Origin of the sequence: Nitrososphaera viennensis EN76 (assembly GCF_000698785.1) — an archaeon.
In the GTDB taxonomy this organism is placed as follows: Archaea; Thermoproteota; Nitrososphaeria; order Nitrososphaerales; family Nitrososphaeraceae; genus Nitrososphaera; species Nitrososphaera viennensis.
The window spans coordinates 2,014,924-2,030,743 of the sequence record NZ_CP007536.1; the positions used below are offsets into that span (position 1 = coordinate 2,014,924).

The window sequence follows — 15,820 nt, forward strand, 5'->3', positions numbered from 1 at the left end:
CAATGACACGTCCTGGAAAGGCAGAGCGAAGCGTCGAGGAAGGGCTGACGAGCTCAGAATTGCCTTCTTCATTATCATCACCATCGTCAGAGACGCCATCATCCTTGATTTCAACTCATAAATGCGAGCAAAAGGTGTCGTCAAGTGGCCGCATACTGGTGCCAAAACGCGCGTGGGTGATAAGGATACTGTCAATAGTTACCCTGAGCCTGGTAACAATCTACAACGTGTACCAGGGGATGCTGCTCAGCGACCCGCTCGTAGTGTATTCCACGCTGATGCCACTGCATGCGTTGCTGGTATTTGCATGCGGATGGGCTCTCTACAAGAATCCTGCGAAGGGCAGGATCAGAGACGAGCTTGTTTCAGTGGTGATACCAGTATACAACCAGAAAGAGATGATCAGGATCGTAATCAACGCGGTTTTCCAGTCCACATACAAGAACATCGAGGTAGTTGCGGTAAATGACGGAAGCAAGGACGGCACGCGCGAGATACTGAACGAGCTGGCAAAAGATTACCCTGGTCTTAAAGTGATTCACAAAACCAACGAAGGCAAGCGCAAGGCAGTGGCGGCAGGATTTTCTGCGTCAAAAGGCAGGTATGTAATCCTGATAGATTCTGACAGCGTGATGGACAAAAATGCAATAACAGAATTCATGAAGGCGTTCAGCGCGGACACCCGAATCGGAGGAGTGGTGGGCTACGCCAAGGTCTGGAATGCAGACAAGAACGTCCTTACAAGGTGTCAGGATGCCTGGTATGACTATGCCTTTAACATTCACAAGACATGCGAGAGCGCCTTTGGAAACGTGCTGTGCTGCTCCGGGTGCCTGGCTGGATACAGGCGCGAGGCTATAGTCGATTTTATACCGTACTGGACGCGCGCAAAGATACACAACAGCGACGACAGGGACCTTACCTCCTTTGCCCTAGCAACCAAGTGGGCCAAGAAAGAGTTAGTGCCAACTCTTGGAGAAAAAATCACGACAAAACTGGCGAACGCAATGGCAGGCTACGATGATTCCGAAGACCGAGCCCTTACGTCGCATGCCATCGTGGAATGGAAGACCGTCTATGTCTCTACTGCCATAGTGTACACCGATGTGCCAGAGAGGATGAAGGGATATCTGAAGCAGCAAAAGAGGTGGAAGAAGGGGTACATCCGGTCCAACTTTTACGTAAGTGCATTTTTCTGGCGCAAACCCCTCATAATGTCGCTGATATTCTACACAGAGTTCCTGGCGACATTCACCGCCCCATTGATAACCCTCATAGTATTCCTGTACGAGCCTTTGATACTTGGGCAGTTCTGGTTACCCGGAGTCTTCCTCCTGGGCTCTGTCTTGGTGGGGTTTATTCAGGGACTAGACTACAAGTTCCGCGATCCAGGCGCCAAGAACTGGAAGTACAAGCCGCTCATGAACCTTGTCACGACGTTCGTGTTATCGTGGATGATATTCTTCGCGCTGTGGAACTACAGGAAGAACGAGTGGCTGACAAGGTGAGATGGGGATGATGATGGAAGTAGAGACAGAGATGGAAAGTAGCATGGTGAAGCGGCGGGAAAATTACTCTGCAAACTGTGGATTCTGTGACCTCGTTCTCGTCGGAAGAGAGCAGTTCATAGGTCACATGATCCATAGCCACGACCTTCAATGCGAGCAAGCCGGCCGGCTGTGGAGAGCATTAGAGGAGCGCAGAGGCAGCATTTCTCAACAAAGAGGTTTTGTAAATCTTGTGCAATCTAGCAGTAGATGCCATTTCTCTGTAGACAACAGCGGAGTGTGACCTAATAACATTGCAGAAAAAATATCTGGTTGGCGTTGTAGTGCTTGGCCTAGTCCTTGTTGGTGCATTTGTTACAATAGGAGCAGCGGCTCAGGCAGGAATTATTATTCAGAATAATGGTGACAGCGAAGGCACATGCGCAAATGAAAGTGTATTTGACAGGTTCAGCCGCGATTCGACCCTTGGAAATGATGAAGCTACGCGCAAGACTTCAAGCGCGTATCTGGACGGAAACGGAACCATAGCGTACCTATATGACGATTTCTCAACATATGCCGAAAACCAGCGCGTTATAGATAATTTTGATGATTCAGCAGCATGGTCTTCTTTTACGACAGCTGGAGGAGCAAGCGGCGCAGGCGAAAAATTCGAGCTTGTCGACGAGTATTATAGTGGACCCAAGGCACTGTCCTACACCATACCATCTGGCATTAACAAAGAGGTTATACTCGGCAGGACTTGGGATGAGCCAAGGGACTTCAGCAGGTGGTCCCAGTCTGGCTACATCACCATGTGGATCAAGGTAGAAAATCCTGATGCCATAGATTCCGTCAATATCGCACTTGAAGACGTATCTGGCAGCAAGCGTACGTATGCGCTGCTGCAAAACGTCCATCTTCCTAGACAGAATAACACGTTTGCCGATGACCCTGCAATTCCCAACCTTGCATATCCAGAAGGCAATGAGACGGAAATGTGGACCGACTTTATGCTGGGCAAAGGGTGGAACTACTTCTTGTGGAGGGCCGACATGTACGATGACAAAGATGGCGCAGGGAAAAATACAGTAGTAGACATGGCAAGAATCTCAAAAGTACATCTCGACATGCGGGTTAACGAAAAATCGGCAGGTCAGAAAGTAATCTTTGACGACCTGCGCATCCAGGACGGATTGCAAAAGTCGTCGAACCCGACAAAGGGGATGTGGTTCCCTCCGCACGGGAGACCACAGTTCGGCGTATACGATATTGACAAAGATGATCAGGGTCATTATCATCTGAGCCTGCTAAACGTAAGAAACACCCAGTACCCAAGCAACGGGGACCACGCGCGCATGATAAGTTCTGCCCCCGTTCCGGCAGATTTTGTAATGAGGGTGAAATTTACCCTGACTCAGCTTGGCCCGCAGGACCAAAGCCTGAGTATTCCTTCACCATTTCCTGAATGGACTCCCAAGGAGTTGCGAGAGGTGCCCCTCGTCGAAGGCATGCGCAACAACACCTACTTTAGGGTCACGTATGATTTTGAGCCAGACTGGGACCCCGGCCATGAATGGTTTGGGCCGTACCTGTCTCTGCAATACAACAGGCTTGGCATACTGACTGTCTGGCCAATAGAAAGAAACGTGCTTCAGGACCAAGAGCCAAAGGCCGGGGAAAGGACAGCCACCACGGAATTTGCTCCAAAGGCAGGTGTTCCATATGAAATGCAATTGATCGTCAAAGGCCAGTTTGCTTCTGCAACGATCTATGAGGTAAAGCAGGGTGGAGATGATGGTAGCAATAATAATGGCGGATGCCTCGTGAGAAAGGCGACCATGTCATACACGTTTGAGCATCCCCGGCACGGAGCCGACAAGAGATACCCGCTGGCAATAGAGTCAACAGGTGACGTGAGGACAATAGTCCATGAAGTAGAGATGGTCTCGTTGGAAAACCCGCCGACGTGGGAAATCAATCGCATACACTGACGATGCCACAGCGGATATCTGATTTCTCTGAATCCGGCTCGCTTGCCATCAGCTCTGCGACGCTGGAGGTTGCAGAATCTGCAAGCATCCAAAATGACGGCACGATAAACAGCTCAAGCGTCATCAGAAACCACGGCACAATTGAAAATTCTGGAAACCTGAATAATTCAAACACCATTGACAACTTTGGCGCCATAGAGAATTCCGGCCGCCTCGTAAACTCCGGCTACATCAACAGCAACAACCTTGGCGGCAAAATAACTGGCTCTGGCGCCATAGTCAACTCGGGTTACATACGGTAGCAGTAGCAGGACTTGCTTAAAAGAACTAAAACCTACAACTACGCTTGTATTTGTGGTTCACTGGAAACGCGCGCACATGTACACATACGCCTGCACGATGCTTGCCGCCGGCCATAACAATCAGAGCAGAGCAACATACATTAATTAAACAGAAATGCGGCCATTCCTGCATGAGCGCCCAAAAGGCCGCCGACTATGAAGCGCTGCTAAAGCGCCTGCAGGACAAGCTGGGAACCGGTGCCAGAAAGGCAACTTCCAGGCTGGAGATCCCGCAGCCCCAGATAATCTGGGTCGGCAAGAATACGATATTCCGCAACTTTATGGAATTCCCAAAGGCGCTCAGGCGCGACCCTGAAAAACTCTTGCTGTACCTGAACAAGGAGCTTGCCTCGGCCGGCTACATACAGGGCGACCGCGTACACTTCCTCGGCCGCAAGTCGCCTTCCTCGTTTGCGGCGCTCATCGACCGCTACGTCAAGGACTATGTGCTGTGCCCCGTGTGTGGAAGCCCGGATACGCGGACAGAAAAGAACAAGAAGCTTGGCTTTTTGATCTGCGAGGCGTGCGGCGCCAAGTCGTCGATCAAGGGCAACTACGCCTAGCTGGTGGCTCCAGACAAATAGTCGCGGACGTACAGGCCCCTTATCCATGCGTTGACAACGGACGTGTCGCTTTCATAGTTTCTCCTGCTGCTACTGCTGCCACCTACCTGCGCGTTCATCTCGTTGAACTCGGCGACCTTTTTCTTGACTGCATGGTTCCTGCCGGTGACGTGCTGGCCCACGTCGGCCATCTCTATGATTTCGTTGCAGATGTTGCAGCGCAGCTTTTCTTCCATATATGCAAACAAAAAGCGCGCATCGATTATCTGTGCAGGCGCCAACCATGCTTGGCGCATTCGTCAGCTATTTTTGATCAGCTTTTTCTTCTCCTTCTTTTTTCTGCGAGTCGTCCCGTATCGTGTCAAGCACGTACTTTAACTCCGGCTCGCTTGTCAGCTTGTCCAAAAAGCTGCGCACAATCTGCCTTGTGGTTCTTTCAGCCGTGCCCTCGCCGCGGTGCTGCACGTTCACCACGTATTCGTAGACAAACGGGCTGATGTATATCGAGCAGACGTCGGCAATCCAGCTGAAAAGTGTCTGCGTCGTCTGGTCGGCAAGCATCTGCTCGCGCTTTTCCTCAAACATCTTGCCGATTACGCGCACATTGTAGAGGTACATCTTTTTGCCTGTCTTGCTGTCAGAGCCGGTGAAAAGGATATTGTCGCGCTGGTCGTATATGAGGCCAAATGAAACATTCTTGGGCATCTTGACGTGCCTGCTCTTTTGCGCGTGCTCGAACAGTTCGTCCATGAGCGCCTTGAGGAGCGCGTAAAAGCGTTCGACTGCCTTTTGCTTCTCCTGCTTGTCCTCTTCCCTCTTCTTCAGTATGCCCAATACTTTCTCATTCCACGGGCTCGGATGATTAAAACGTTGGCTGCGCTTGCCTTGTTGAGGCGCCCGGAAATATTGCAAAATATATGAGGTAGACGCTCTCATTAACTAAAATTTCCAAAAAAGCGCCTCAATCGCTACTATCATGTCAACCTTGTTTACTTGATAATCGTCAAAAGTTGACTATTGGTTCTAAGTACCAACTATGGACTATCTCATCATGACAGCCATAATGTCGCTTCACAATGAAGCAGCAGCAAGAAGCAACTTTACGACCGGACAGAGCTGGGGCGCACTGAGGAAGGCATGGAAGGGCTACAGGATCGCCAAGGTACAGGGCGATGCGAGCCGCATGAGGGAATACGCAGGCAAGATCCGCAAGATCCAGGGCGAACTGGGCGTAAGCGTTGCATCCTTCCCGCACTTGGGAATAAACTAAAAAAGTGCGGACGTCCTCTTTTTCTTCTTCTCCTTCCTTTTTCTCTAGCCGTATATTGATGACGATGATGATCCGCTGCTGCCAAGGTGCTGTTTTAACTTCATCTCTATCTGCCCCTTTGGCATCGCGCCTATCATCACGTCGACCACCTTGCCGCCCTTGAACACCATCATGGTCGGTATGCTTGCAATCCCAAACGTGTTAGAGATTACGGGGTTTTCGTCGACGTTTACCTTGCCAAACACGACCTTGCCGGCATACTCTTTGGCCAGCTGGTCGATGACTGGGGCCACCATCCTGCATGGGCCGCACCAGGGCGCCCAAAAGTCCACGAGCAAGAGTGGGTACCTTGCCGTCTCGCTGGAAAAGTTAGAGTCTGTGAGGTGGACGGGCTGCGTTATCGCGGACAGTGCCTGCCTCTCGGCGGCTACCTTTTGCAGCTCTGCCATCTTTTTCTGTCTTATCGCCTCTAGTTCGTCGTCGTCGCCTGCTGCTGACACGCCGCCTTCATTCCCAGATTGCGCTATTATTCCTTTGGGCGGAAAATAATTATTATTCAACGGCACCGGTAATGGCCGGTGACATATACACCGTATGGTGGCTACAGCAGCAACAGACGATGATACTGAGGAAGCGCAACAGCAGATCGACGAGACCGAGGAGCTGAGAAAAGAGCTGGCGGCCGCAAAAGAGGCGGCAGAGGGCAACCTCAACAAGCTAAAGTACCTCATGGCCGACTTTGATAACTACCGCAAGCAGATGGAAAAGCACGCCGCTTCGAGGGTCGAGACGATAAAGGCAGAACTGCTGCTGAAATTCCTCAACATCCGCGACGACTACCAGCGCGCCATCGAGGGTGCAAGGCAGAAAAAGAGCGAGCCGGCGGTCATCGAGGGCCTCGAGGGCATACTCAAGAACATCGACTCGCTCCTCTCGTCTGAGGGCGTGAGGCCTATTGAGGCGGTGGGGACGCCGTTTGACCCAAACGTGCACGACGCAATCGCGTTCTCGCCGAGGGAAGACGCAGAAGAGAACACCGTCACCGCCGAGATCAGGCGCGGCTATATGCTAAACGGCAAGGTTCTCCGCCCGAGCATGGTGGAAATCGCAAGAAAGATAGTTAAAAATAGCGATAGCGCCAATAACGGTGGCGCAGGAGGAGAGGAATAAGAATTGGGAAAAATCATAGGCATCGATCTTGGAACTAGCAACTCTGCCGCAGCTGCAATGATAGGCGGCAAGCCTACCATCATCCAGGCAGCAGAGGGCACATCCGTGGGCGGAAAGGCGTTTCCGTCCGTGGTGGCGTTTACAAAGGAAGGGCAGCTCATCGTGGGCGAGCCGGCGAGGCGCCAGATGATCTCAAACCCGGAAGGGACCGTGATTGCGGCAAAGCGCAGGATGGGCACTGACTTCAAGTTCCGCGTCTGGGGCAAGGAATACACGCCTCAGCAGGTGTCGTCGTTCATACTGCAAAAGATAAAGCGCGATGCCGAGGCGTTCCTTGGTGAGGCAGTCGACCGCGCAGTCATCACGGTCCCCGCGTATTTCAACGACAACCAGCGCCAGGCGACCAAGGACGCAGGCGAGATTGCTGGCCTGCAGGTGGTCAGGATAATCAACGAGCCGACAGCCGCGTCGCTTGCCTACGGCCTTGACAAAGCCCACAAGGACCTGAAGATCATGGTCTTTGACCTTGGTGGAGGCACGCTCGACGTGACGATAATGGAGATGGGAGGAGGCGTCTTCCAGGTCAAGAGCACTTCGGGCGACACCCAGCTTGGCGGGACGGACATGGACAATACCCTCGTCGAGTTTGTGGTGCAAGAGTTCCGCAAGCAGTCTGGAATCGACATCAAAAACGACAAGGCCGCCATGATGAGAGTGCGCGAGGCCGCAGAAAAGGCCAAGATAGAACTTTCAAACGTCGTCACCACGGAAATCAACCTGCCGTTCCTTGCGTACGACCAGCAGGCAGGGCCAAAGAACCTCGTCCTGCAGCTGACCAGGGCAAAGCTGGAGGAGCTCATGAGGCCGATTGTCGAGCGCTGCAGGCAGCCTATGCTCCAGGCGCTCCAGGACGCCAAGATGACCCCGCAGGAGGTCGACAAGATAATCCTCATCGGCGGGCCGACAAGGATGCCGATGGTGAGGCAGTTTGTCGCAAGCGTGATGGGCAAGGAGCCAGAGCGCGGCATCGACCCGATGGAGGCAGTGGCAATGGGCGCGGCTGTGCAGGGCGCAATCATCGCCGGCGACGTCTCGACGGACATTTTGCTGGTAGATGTCACGCCCCTGACCCTTGGGGTGGAGGTGCTTGGCGGGCTCAAGGAGCCCCTGATAGAGCGCAACACGACCATCCCTACCAAAAAGGGCAAGGTGTTCACGACGGCGGCAGACTATCAGACCGCGGTGACAATCCACGTCGTGCAGGGCGAGCGCCCGATGGCGTCTGACTGCGTCTCGCTTGGAATGTTCAACCTCTCTGGCATACCGCCGGCGCCAAGGGGCGTGCCCCAGATAGAGGTGACGTTTGACATTGACGCAAACGGCATCCTCAACGTGGCCGCAAAGGACCTTGCGACGCAAAAGGAGGCGAAAATCACCATCACCGCCAACAACAAGCTCTCAAAGGACGACATTGAAAAGCTAAAGAGGGACTCGGAGCAGTTTGCCGAGGCGGACAGGAAGAAAAAGGACGAGGCCGAGGCAAGAAACGAGGCAGACAACCTTGTCTACGCAGCCGAAAAGCTGGTCAAGCAGGACCTCAAGGACACGATAAAGCCGGAGCAGGCCGAGCGCGTCAACAAGGCCGTGCAGGAGCTGCGCAATGCAATTTCAAGCAACAACTTTGAGGACCTCAAAGCCAAGGTGCAGGAACTGAAGAACATCCTTGCCGAGGTGAGCGCCGAAGCCTACCGGAACGCCGGCGCCCAGCAGCAGGCTACGGCAGCAGGTCCTTCTTCCGGCCCGCAACAGGCAAGTGGTGGTGCGGCAGGCGCGCAGCCATAATGATTATGATGATGGTGATGCGGCTCGGACGTCCCGGTGACCCTGCATGAGCAAAAGAAGGGACTATTACGAGGTCCTCGGCGTCCCAAAGGCGGCAAGCAAGGACGACATCAAGAACGCCTACCGCAAGCTTGCCTTGCAGTACCACCCTGACCGCAACAAGGACGCAGGCGCGGAGGAAAGGTTCAAGGAGATCTCTGAAGCCTACGCGGTCCTTTCCGACGACGAAAAGCGCAAGCGCTACGACACGTACGGCCACGTGGGAGCTGACGAGGCGTTCCGCGGCTCGGAGGCCAACTTTGAGGAGGTTTTCCGCGACATGGGCTTTGGAGGATTCAGGGACATTTTCGAGCAGTTCTTTGGCCGGGGCGGCGGCTTTGGCTTTGGACCAGGAGGCGCAGCAGACATGTTTGGCTTTGGCAGGCGCAAGGGGCGCGACCTTGTCTATGACATGGAGCTTTCGCTTGAGGACGTGCTGCGGGGCAAAAAAGAGGAAGTGGAGGTTCCAAGGCTTGACAGGTGCAGCGAGTGCGGCGGCTCTGGCGCGGCGCCGGGGACAAAGGCGCGCAGGTGCACCGTCTGTGACGGCAGGGGGCAGGTACAGCGCGTGTACGGCCAGAACCGGTTTTTCACATCCGTGACGGTCGAGCCGTGCAGGACGTGCCAGGGCAGGGGCCAGATAATCGAGCGCCCGTGCAATGTGTGCAAGGGCTCTGGCAAGATGCAAAAAATGAAGAAATTGAAAATAGAGATACCACCGGGCGTCGAGGACGGCATGGCGATGCAGCTGAGGGGCGAAGGCGAAGCGTCCGAGTCGGGGATACCCGGCGACTTTGTGGTGCGCCTGCACGTCAAGCCGCACCAGCAGTTTGAGCGCCTGGAAGACGGCCACCTGCTCTACAGGCTGGACGTCAAGTACACCGACCTTGCGCTTGGCACCGAGGTGCGGGTCCCGACTCTTGACGGCACGGAAAAACTGAAAATCCCGCAGGGAACGCAGCCTGAAGGGCTCTTGCGGCTAAAGGGCAAGGGGCTCCCGCGCTATGGCGCGTCGGGCAAGGGCGACATGGTGGTAAAGCTGAACGTCAAGGTGCCCACCAAATTGTCGGACAGGCAAAAGTCGCTCCTGAAGGAGCTTGACAGGGCGCTTGACGACGGCGAAAAGTGAAATGCTTTAATAGAAATTTTGCTATCTTACCGGCGGATACAGAGATATGTCATCCCCCTTTGATGAATGGTTTTCCAAGCGGCGGAGAGCGTGGTTTCCGGATGTCGACGAGATGATGCGCGACATGGACAAGATGATGGCAGAAGCTTTCAAGAACTTTGAAAAGCAGGTCCCAAAGAACCTTGTCCGGGAGCGCAAGCTGGACGACGGCTCGACTGTCCGCGAGATGGGGCCCATAGTCTACGGTTATTCTGTCAAGATAGGGCCGGACGGCAAGCCGCAGGTGCGCAAGTTCGGCAACATCGACGCGTTCCCGAACCTCCTTGGCGGCGGACTTGCGGTCAAGGAAGAGCGCGAGCCCCTTGTGGACGTGATAAAGGGCTCTGACGACGTGCGCGTCGTTGCGGAACTTCCAGGCGTCAACAAGGACGACCTGCGCCTGTCAGCCGACGAGAACTCGGTCACCATCGAGTCGTTGACGGGCGAGCCGCGCTACCGTAAGGTGGTGGACCTTCCAGAGCCGGTGGATCCCAAGACCGCCAAGTCGACGTACAAGAACGGCGTGCTTGAAGTCACGCTGAAACTTCGGAAAAAGTCAGGCTCGGGCGTCTCTATCCATATAGACTAGAGCGCGCGCACACACAAAAGGATATTATTCTAGTCGCTACGATACCCCGCGCACGGGCGGGGGTCGCCCAGCTTGGTCAAAGGCGTGAGACCGGATCAGAAAATTATCTGGCGCGATGCTCAGATGTTAGACCAACTGGGATACCTCATTCCTTAGGGATTCGTGGGTTCAAATCCCACCCCCCGCACCACTTCTTTTACATATGTGTGCGCGCGTTTCCAGTGGACTACAAATACAAGCGTAGTTGTAGATGTAAGTTCTTTTATGGCGGGATTGCCGAGCAGCCTTGGCACACTGGAAAAAAATGGTGTTGGCCTTGATCCAGCAATTGGCTTTTTGCATGACTTGGCAGAGAGCAAGGAGCCACTAGTATGCGACTTGCAAGAATTATTTAGGTGGCTTGCGGCCTGTCAATAATACAATTACTCGAAGAAAAGACGCTAAAGAAATCGGACTTTATGTAACCGAGAACTATCATATCCTGCTCAAAGAGCCGTCTACTGCAAATGCTTTGATTGAAAAGCCAAAGTTGAACGTGAATGTAAAGGCGACCTTCAAAGGAAGAATTGCCAGTTATCAAACGATCCTGTACGGCAATGTACAGGTACTCGCAAAATATTTACTCAACAGAGCGAGCAGCGATGCTGTCTTTTGATATCCCGCCATTGGGCATTACTAGACCTGATACTGTTACTTTACAGCAGCGCATCCTTTCAATGTCGCCGCAAGAAAGGAAAAGGCGCAGGATCAACAAGTTAACGCTCTGGTACCAAAAGAAAAATCTTGGAGCTGGTAGGAAAATCAAAATCTACAATAAAGTCGTCGCCAGGATGGAATGAAGGTTATGGCATTCTATCGTCTTGAGGTTGCTGTGCTAGCGGTAATACCCCATTTTACAAAATAATTTCAGGTTGGCTGCCACAGCTAATCGTTGTGCTCAATCCCCAGACTTTTGATGTACCTCGCGAACTCATCATGGTTCTCGATCCTGTAATAACCCATGACCTTTCTAATCGTTGGTTCGTCAATACTGATCGAGCTTATTTTGATCTCGTTTTGTTCTGTCATTTTGTGCCAACCTCAATTTCGCGCAGCGCAGGCGCGACATGCGTGCCTAACAATTCGATAGCTCGCATCAACTTTTCGTGAGATAATGACCCTGGATCCATCTGAAAAGTAACGCGGGATATGCCGCCAAGTGCCTTGCTGTGCTGGATTATCTTCTTGACCACCTCATCCGGATCACCGATTATCAGTGCACCCTTTGGCCCTAGCTGGGCATCAAAGCTAGCGCGCGTGACTGGACGCCAACCACGCTCCTTGCCAAATTTGTTCATAGTCCGCACATAACCTGGATAAAAGTCATCGACTGCCTCTTGCGTCGTTTCCGCGACATAGCCCAGTGAATGCAAGCCTACCTTTAATTGATCAGGTGGATGTCCGGCTCTCCTGCCAGCTTCCCTGTAAAGGTCAATGAGTGGCCGGAATTGGTGAGTTTCGCCGCCTATGACTGCAACGGCCAATGGAAGTCCAAGCACTCCGGCACGGACGAATGATTCCGGCGTTCCACCAACGCCTACCCATATCGGCAATGGATTCTGCAAGGGCCTTGGATAGACTCCCTGTCCAGTCAGGGGAGGCCGGTATTCTCCAGACCAGCGGACATGCTCGTTGTCACGTATCTTTAACAACAGGTCAAGCTTTTCTTCAAAAAGCGAGTCGTAATCTTCCAGTCGGAAGCCAAACAAGGGAAATGCCTCGATAGACGAGCCACGACCCACAACCATCTCTGCCCTACCCCGCGACAAAAGATCAAGGGTTGCAAATTCTTGAAACACTCGTACAGGGTCGGCTGCACTCAGTACCGTTACGGCACTGGTGAGCCTTATACTGTTTGTTCTTACGGCCGCCGCTGCTAGGATGACAGCAGGAGCCGAATCGAGGAATTCCCTGCGGTGGTGTTCACCAATACCAAATACGTCCAACCCAACCTGATCGGCATGTTCAATTAGTTTTACCAAGTTCTGCAAACGCTCTGATGGGCTAACCACCGCTTGGCTCGCCTCATCAAATGATGCAAAGCTGTCAATTCCAACTTCAATCTTTGAAACCATTTCTTATTCTCTTGCCTCCGCCTTCCAACTTGCTTGCACTGAACGCTCTGTACTGGCAAGATTGCGATTTCTATAGCCAAACGAATTTTTTCCAGGCATATTATCATAGTAGAGGCATTGATATTTAAGAGGAGTAGCAATATCTTACTAAGTAAGTATGTATTACCAAACATGGTAAGTCCGGAGCTACTACCAGATGCAACAACGCCGTGCTAGCTTCTTGTACGGAATAGCAAAAACACTCCCGTCTATCAACGTAAATTCAGCAGAATGTGGAGTCTTACCTATACCTCCTCATTAAGATGGGTCCAATCAAATTTGAATTCCTTTACTAGAAGCCATCTCATAAATAGTCAAATAAGGCAATAGTCGAATAGTTGACCGCTTTGCCTATTAGATTCTGGCTGCATCTACTACTCAGTTTTTGGTAACGAGCCATTTATGAGATGAGTTCTAGTAAAAACAAGTGCAAATCCAATCCCTACACCATTATTTGCAATGTCTGCGGTTGGTCACGATCGCCGAGCGTAATCAATCGAAGTAGATCAGACAGAACCATCATCAATGAAAAAGAAAATGCGGAGACACAATAGAGTCTCCTAGGGGATTGACCGGCTGTACAGCTTGCCTTCGAGTGCCAGTTTGTACATCTCCGCCACATGCGGGTTCCTTGCAGGCATCTCTGAGCCCAGTTCAACAAGCCTCGCATAGACCCTCACAAGGTATGCCAGCGACCCTATGAGTGCCAGGAATATTCCCATGTTGAAGATCCAGTGCGGAGGGACTGCGAATATCTCTTCTACGAACCAAAAGTGCCACAGTTCGTTCACTCCAATTGCAAACATCGACGCCGTGTACCCGATAATTGCCATCTTGAGACCTGTGTTCAGCGCGTTTCCCGGTCCCCTCATGATGGGAACCCGCCTGTCATATATCGCTATTATGCCCCATCCCAAGGGCAATGCTATCAAGGTGCTATACAGCCACCAGTTTGCAGGAGTGAATGCAGAGTCGCGAATAATCGTCTGGTTCAGAGAGGTGTCCACAAAATAGCCTAGTTCGGCGGAGGCCATCACAGAGATCATGACGATGATCATTATGTAGATCCGCTTCAATCTCTGGATTTCAAGCTCTTTTGGTATCAGGGAAGGAATCTGAGCCATCGGCTTCCATCATCTCTCATAGTCATTATTCTTGGTCAGAAATAATAAACTCTGATTAACCATGTAAATTAACAAGGTTATGCATATGACAATCCGCTGCACACCCGCTTTAATTTCGAGACAAATTGGCTGCACAGAAACCACAGATCACGCCGCTTCATCGGCGACCCTGTAGGCTACTTTTCGATTCCTCTCTCCCTGAAATTTCTACAGGTTTGCGGCATCATCGAAGGTATTGCAGGAATTGACGTCGCCAGATTCCAGTCCCTTCTGGAACCAGCTTACCCTCTGGGCCGAGCTTCCGTGCGTAAAAGAGTCGGGCGTTACCGTGCCCTGCGACTCCATCTGGAGCCGGTCATCTCCGATGCTGCTTGCAGCATTCAGGCCTTCCTCTATGTCGCCCTGCTCAAGGATGTTTGCCCTGTCGGCGTTGTGCGCCCAGACGCCCGCAAAGCAATCTGCCTGCAGCTCCAGCATGACGGAGAGCCTGTTCGCGTCGACTCCGCCCAGCCTCTGCTGCGCGCCCTGGACCTGCTCCATGATGCCGAGCTGGTTCTGCACGTGGTGCCCCACCTCGTGAGCGATGACGTATGCCTCGGCAAAGTCGCCTGGGGCGTTGAACCTCTCCTTGAGGTCCCTGTAAAAGCTCAGGTCTATGTACACCTTCTCGTCAATTGGGCAGTAAAAAGGCCCGATTGCGGATTGGGCGAACCCGCACGAGGATTCGACCGCCCCGGAGAACAAAACAAGCGTGGGCTCCCGGTAATCGCGGTTGTAAGCGGCAAATATCTCGTTCCACGTGTCTTCCGTATCTGCAAGCACGACAGACACGAAATCGCCAAGCTCCTTGTCTTCCTCAGAAAGAGGGGCGGGATTGACGCCTGTGGTAGTAGTAGCAGGCATGTTGTTAAAGACCGCGCCGGGGTCGGCGCCCAGCAGAAGTGCCATTACGAGTACTATGAGGCCGCCTATTCCTCCCCCGATGGCCTTCATGGGAAGCCCCATCCCTCTCCTGTCTTCGATATTTGAGCTCCTTCTGCCCTTTCTCCATCGCATTTGCCTGTTGTTCTCTTTGACTAGGCTTTTCGAGTATCTAAGCTAGCCAGTAACTTGTTATCTGTAGGAAATTCTAGCTTCAAAACGCAACTTGTGTGTTTCAAGCGGCAAACAACTTTGCAAAGTCATACTCAAACACATTGCAGCTTTTCCGGTAGTTCTCCACCATGGTGATCATCATCATCCCCATCTTCAGTATCTGGGCCCAAACACTTTACATAAGTCGCAATCGGCACATAGTCTGAATCAATAACCACTGTTATTTTCGCTCCGCGAGAATCCTCGCCAAAGTATGGGCTCTTTGTTATGACATGCTGAACTACTGCTTCAGCATCCAGATGCTTGAGCTTGTCAAGTGTCTCTGCATTTCTATCTAACACGCTGAAGCCATTCCCTGCATATTTGTCATAAGCCTCCTTTGCGATCGCAAGGTTGTGTGCAACACTCCACGGTCGGTCATTTCCCTAAACTCCTCTTCCGTGGTAGAATGGCCTGGCAGCAATTGCAGAGTCTGCTCCAGTGCCGGGTTTGTCATGGTTTCTCCTGTCGGACGATGGGGCCAGGAGCCCTGAACTGTGTTAGAAGATGGTAGAGTAAAAAAATAGAATAATCATGAATGAAATGCTTGCAAGACCAGCTACGCCAGCAGCAATAGGCAGTCTATTTGGCACAGGTTAGCAACGTTTTCTCTTGCTTTTGTGCCTTTGGTTATGCCGTCACAAGCACTCCGTCACACTGTTATGACGCTGCTGACTATATTCCGACAGCCATTAGAAAATAAGGCTCTAGTCAATCTCCTTTCTTCTTCTTTCGCCGGCGCTTTGCAAAAGCCCCTCCTACAATAACCCCTAATGCGCCATCAGGATTTATGAAGCTTGCACAACCTGCATTGTTAGGATCGACATAAGCCATATCCCGGAACTTTTGATCTTTGTTGTTGTCGTGCACTCTTTTGTGCTTCTTCAGCCGTTCTTCTGTCGGTAATTTTGCTTGGCATATGTTGCACCTGTAAACCTTGTCCATC

The 15,820-nt window shown here is 52.2% G+C and carries 21 protein-coding genes and 1 tRNA gene; 13 read left to right on the plus strand and 9 right to left on the minus strand.

Annotated features, from left to right (window positions below; genetic code table 11):
- The first annotated feature begins 2 nt into the window (after window positions 1-2).
- The 4 genes from NVIE_RS11450 (at window position 3) to NVIE_RS11470 (ending at window position 4,385) form a co-directional block, all read left to right on the plus strand.
- Complete coding sequence (locus NVIE_RS11450; protein WP_084790796.1) at window positions 3-1,508, plus strand: glycosyltransferase family 2 protein; 1,506 nt, start codon at window positions 3-5, stop codon at window positions 1,506-1,508.
- A gap of 293 nt (window positions 1,509-1,801) precedes the next feature.
- Window positions 1,802-3,481, plus strand: a complete 1,680-nt coding sequence (locus NVIE_RS11460) for a hypothetical protein (RefSeq protein ID WP_075055374.1) — start codon at window positions 1,802-1,804, stop codon at window positions 3,479-3,481.
- 2 nt (window positions 3,482-3,483) lie between these two features.
- On the plus strand, window positions 3,484-3,783 hold the full coding sequence (locus NVIE_RS11465) for a hypothetical protein (RefSeq protein WP_075055375.1): 300 nt from the start codon (window positions 3,484-3,486) through the stop codon (window positions 3,781-3,783).
- Window positions 3,784-3,953: 170 nt separating this feature from the next.
- Window positions 3,954-4,385, plus strand: coding sequence for a translation initiation factor IF-2 subunit beta (locus NVIE_RS11470; RefSeq protein WP_075055376.1), 432 nt, complete (start codon window positions 3,954-3,956; stop codon window positions 4,383-4,385).
- Here NVIE_RS11470 and NVIE_RS11475 read toward each other — a convergent pair.
- Window positions 4,382-4,666, minus strand: a complete 285-nt coding sequence (locus tag NVIE_RS11475; protein ID WP_075055377.1) for a hypothetical protein — start codon at window positions 4,664-4,666, stop codon at window positions 4,382-4,384. The genes NVIE_RS11470 and NVIE_RS11475 overlap by 4 nt on opposite strands.
- 22 nt (window positions 4,667-4,688) lie before the next feature.
- Window positions 4,689-5,219 (minus strand): hypothetical protein, encoded by a 531-nt coding sequence (locus NVIE_RS11480; protein ID WP_075055378.1) that lies wholly within the window; start codon window positions 5,217-5,219, stop codon window positions 4,689-4,691.
- A gap of 202 nt (window positions 5,220-5,421) precedes the next feature.
- On the opposite strand from NVIE_RS11480, the gene NVIE_RS11485 reads away from it, so the two are divergent.
- Window positions 5,422-5,655, plus strand: coding sequence for a hypothetical protein (locus NVIE_RS11485; protein WP_075055379.1), 234 nt, complete (start codon window positions 5,422-5,424; stop codon window positions 5,653-5,655).
- Window positions 5,656-5,699: 44 nt separating this feature from the next.
- Here NVIE_RS11485 and trxA read toward each other — a convergent pair whose 3' ends face one another.
- Window positions 5,700-6,155, minus strand: a complete 456-nt coding sequence (gene trxA, locus NVIE_RS11490; RefSeq protein WP_227717360.1) for a thioredoxin — start codon at window positions 6,153-6,155, stop codon at window positions 5,700-5,702.
- Between the two features lie 94 nt (window positions 6,156-6,249).
- Here trxA and NVIE_RS11495 point away from each other — a divergent pair, with 94 nt between their 5' ends.
- The 8 genes from NVIE_RS11495 to NVIE_RS16165 all read left to right on the plus strand — a co-directional run bounded on the left by NVIE_RS11495 (window position 6,250) and on the right by NVIE_RS16165 (window position 11,302).
- A complete protein-coding gene (locus NVIE_RS11495) occupies window positions 6,250-6,825 on the plus strand; it encodes a nucleotide exchange factor GrpE (protein ID WP_075055380.1) in 576 nt (191 codons plus the stop codon).
- A gap of 3 nt (window positions 6,826-6,828) precedes the next feature.
- Entirely contained in the window at window positions 6,829-8,667 is a 1,839-nt protein-coding gene (dnaK, locus tag NVIE_RS11500; protein ID WP_075055381.1) for a molecular chaperone DnaK, read from the plus strand.
- Between the two features lie 46 nt (window positions 8,668-8,713).
- Complete coding sequence (dnaJ, locus tag NVIE_RS11505) at window positions 8,714-9,835, plus strand: molecular chaperone DnaJ (protein WP_075055382.1); 1,122 nt, start codon at window positions 8,714-8,716, stop codon at window positions 9,833-9,835.
- A gap of 46 nt (window positions 9,836-9,881) precedes the next feature.
- Window positions 9,882-10,463, plus strand: coding sequence for an archaeal heat shock protein Hsp20 (gene hsp20 / locus NVIE_RS11510; protein ID WP_075055383.1), 582 nt, complete (start codon window positions 9,882-9,884; stop codon window positions 10,461-10,463).
- Window positions 10,464-10,519: 56 nt separating this feature from the next.
- Window positions 10,520-10,653: transfer RNA gene (locus tag NVIE_RS11515), tRNA-Leu, on the plus strand.
- A gap of 74 nt (window positions 10,654-10,727) precedes the next feature.
- On the plus strand, window positions 10,728-10,880 hold the full coding sequence (locus NVIE_RS16335) for a CRISPR-associated endonuclease Cas1 (RefSeq protein WP_084790797.1): 153 nt from the start codon (window positions 10,728-10,730) through the stop codon (window positions 10,878-10,880).
- Window positions 10,864-11,118, plus strand: coding sequence for a hypothetical protein (locus tag NVIE_RS11525; RefSeq protein WP_075055384.1), 255 nt, complete (start codon window positions 10,864-10,866; stop codon window positions 11,116-11,118). Before NVIE_RS16335 ends, NVIE_RS11525 begins: the two co-directional genes overlap by 17 nt.
- A gap of 61 nt (window positions 11,119-11,179) precedes the next feature.
- The gene (locus tag NVIE_RS16165) at window positions 11,180-11,302 is read left to right on the plus strand and encodes a hypothetical protein (RefSeq protein WP_258914121.1); all 123 of its coding nucleotides are present in this window, start codon (window positions 11,180-11,182) and stop codon (window positions 11,300-11,302) included.
- Window positions 11,303-11,387: 85 nt separating this feature from the next.
- Here NVIE_RS16165 and NVIE_RS15595 read toward each other — a convergent pair whose 3' ends face one another.
- The 6 genes from NVIE_RS15595 to NVIE_RS11550 form a co-directional block, all read right to left on the minus strand.
- Window positions 11,388-11,531 carry a hypothetical protein gene (locus NVIE_RS15595; RefSeq protein WP_158435221.1) on the minus strand — a complete coding sequence of 48 codons (144 nt, stop codon included), beginning with the start codon at window positions 11,529-11,531 and terminating at the stop codon, window positions 11,388-11,390.
- Window positions 11,528-12,565, minus strand: a complete 1,038-nt coding sequence (locus NVIE_RS11535) for an LLM class flavin-dependent oxidoreductase (protein WP_075056175.1) — start codon at window positions 12,563-12,565, stop codon at window positions 11,528-11,530. The genes NVIE_RS15595 and NVIE_RS11535 overlap by 4 nt, the downstream gene beginning before the upstream one ends.
- A 611-nt stretch (window positions 12,566-13,176) precedes the next feature.
- Window positions 13,177-13,740: a methane monooxygenase/ammonia monooxygenase subunit C gene (locus NVIE_RS11540; protein WP_075055386.1), complete on the minus strand. Its 564-nt coding sequence runs from the start codon at window positions 13,738-13,740 to the stop codon at window positions 13,177-13,179.
- Window positions 13,741-13,947: 207 nt separating this feature from the next.
- On the minus strand, window positions 13,948-14,796 hold the full coding sequence (ypfJ, locus tag NVIE_RS11545; RefSeq protein ID WP_075055387.1) for a KPN_02809 family neutral zinc metallopeptidase: 849 nt from the start codon (window positions 14,794-14,796) through the stop codon (window positions 13,948-13,950).
- Window positions 14,797-14,927: 131 nt separating this feature from the next.
- Complete coding sequence (locus tag NVIE_RS14950; protein WP_144239697.1) at window positions 14,928-15,176, minus strand: hypothetical protein; 249 nt, start codon at window positions 15,174-15,176, stop codon at window positions 14,928-14,930.
- A gap of 409 nt (window positions 15,177-15,585) precedes the next feature.
- Window positions 15,586-15,819 (minus strand): C2H2-type zinc finger protein, encoded by a 234-nt coding sequence (locus NVIE_RS11550; protein ID WP_075055388.1) that lies wholly within the window; start codon window positions 15,817-15,819, stop codon window positions 15,586-15,588.
- Window position 15,820: the final 1 nt, after the last annotated feature.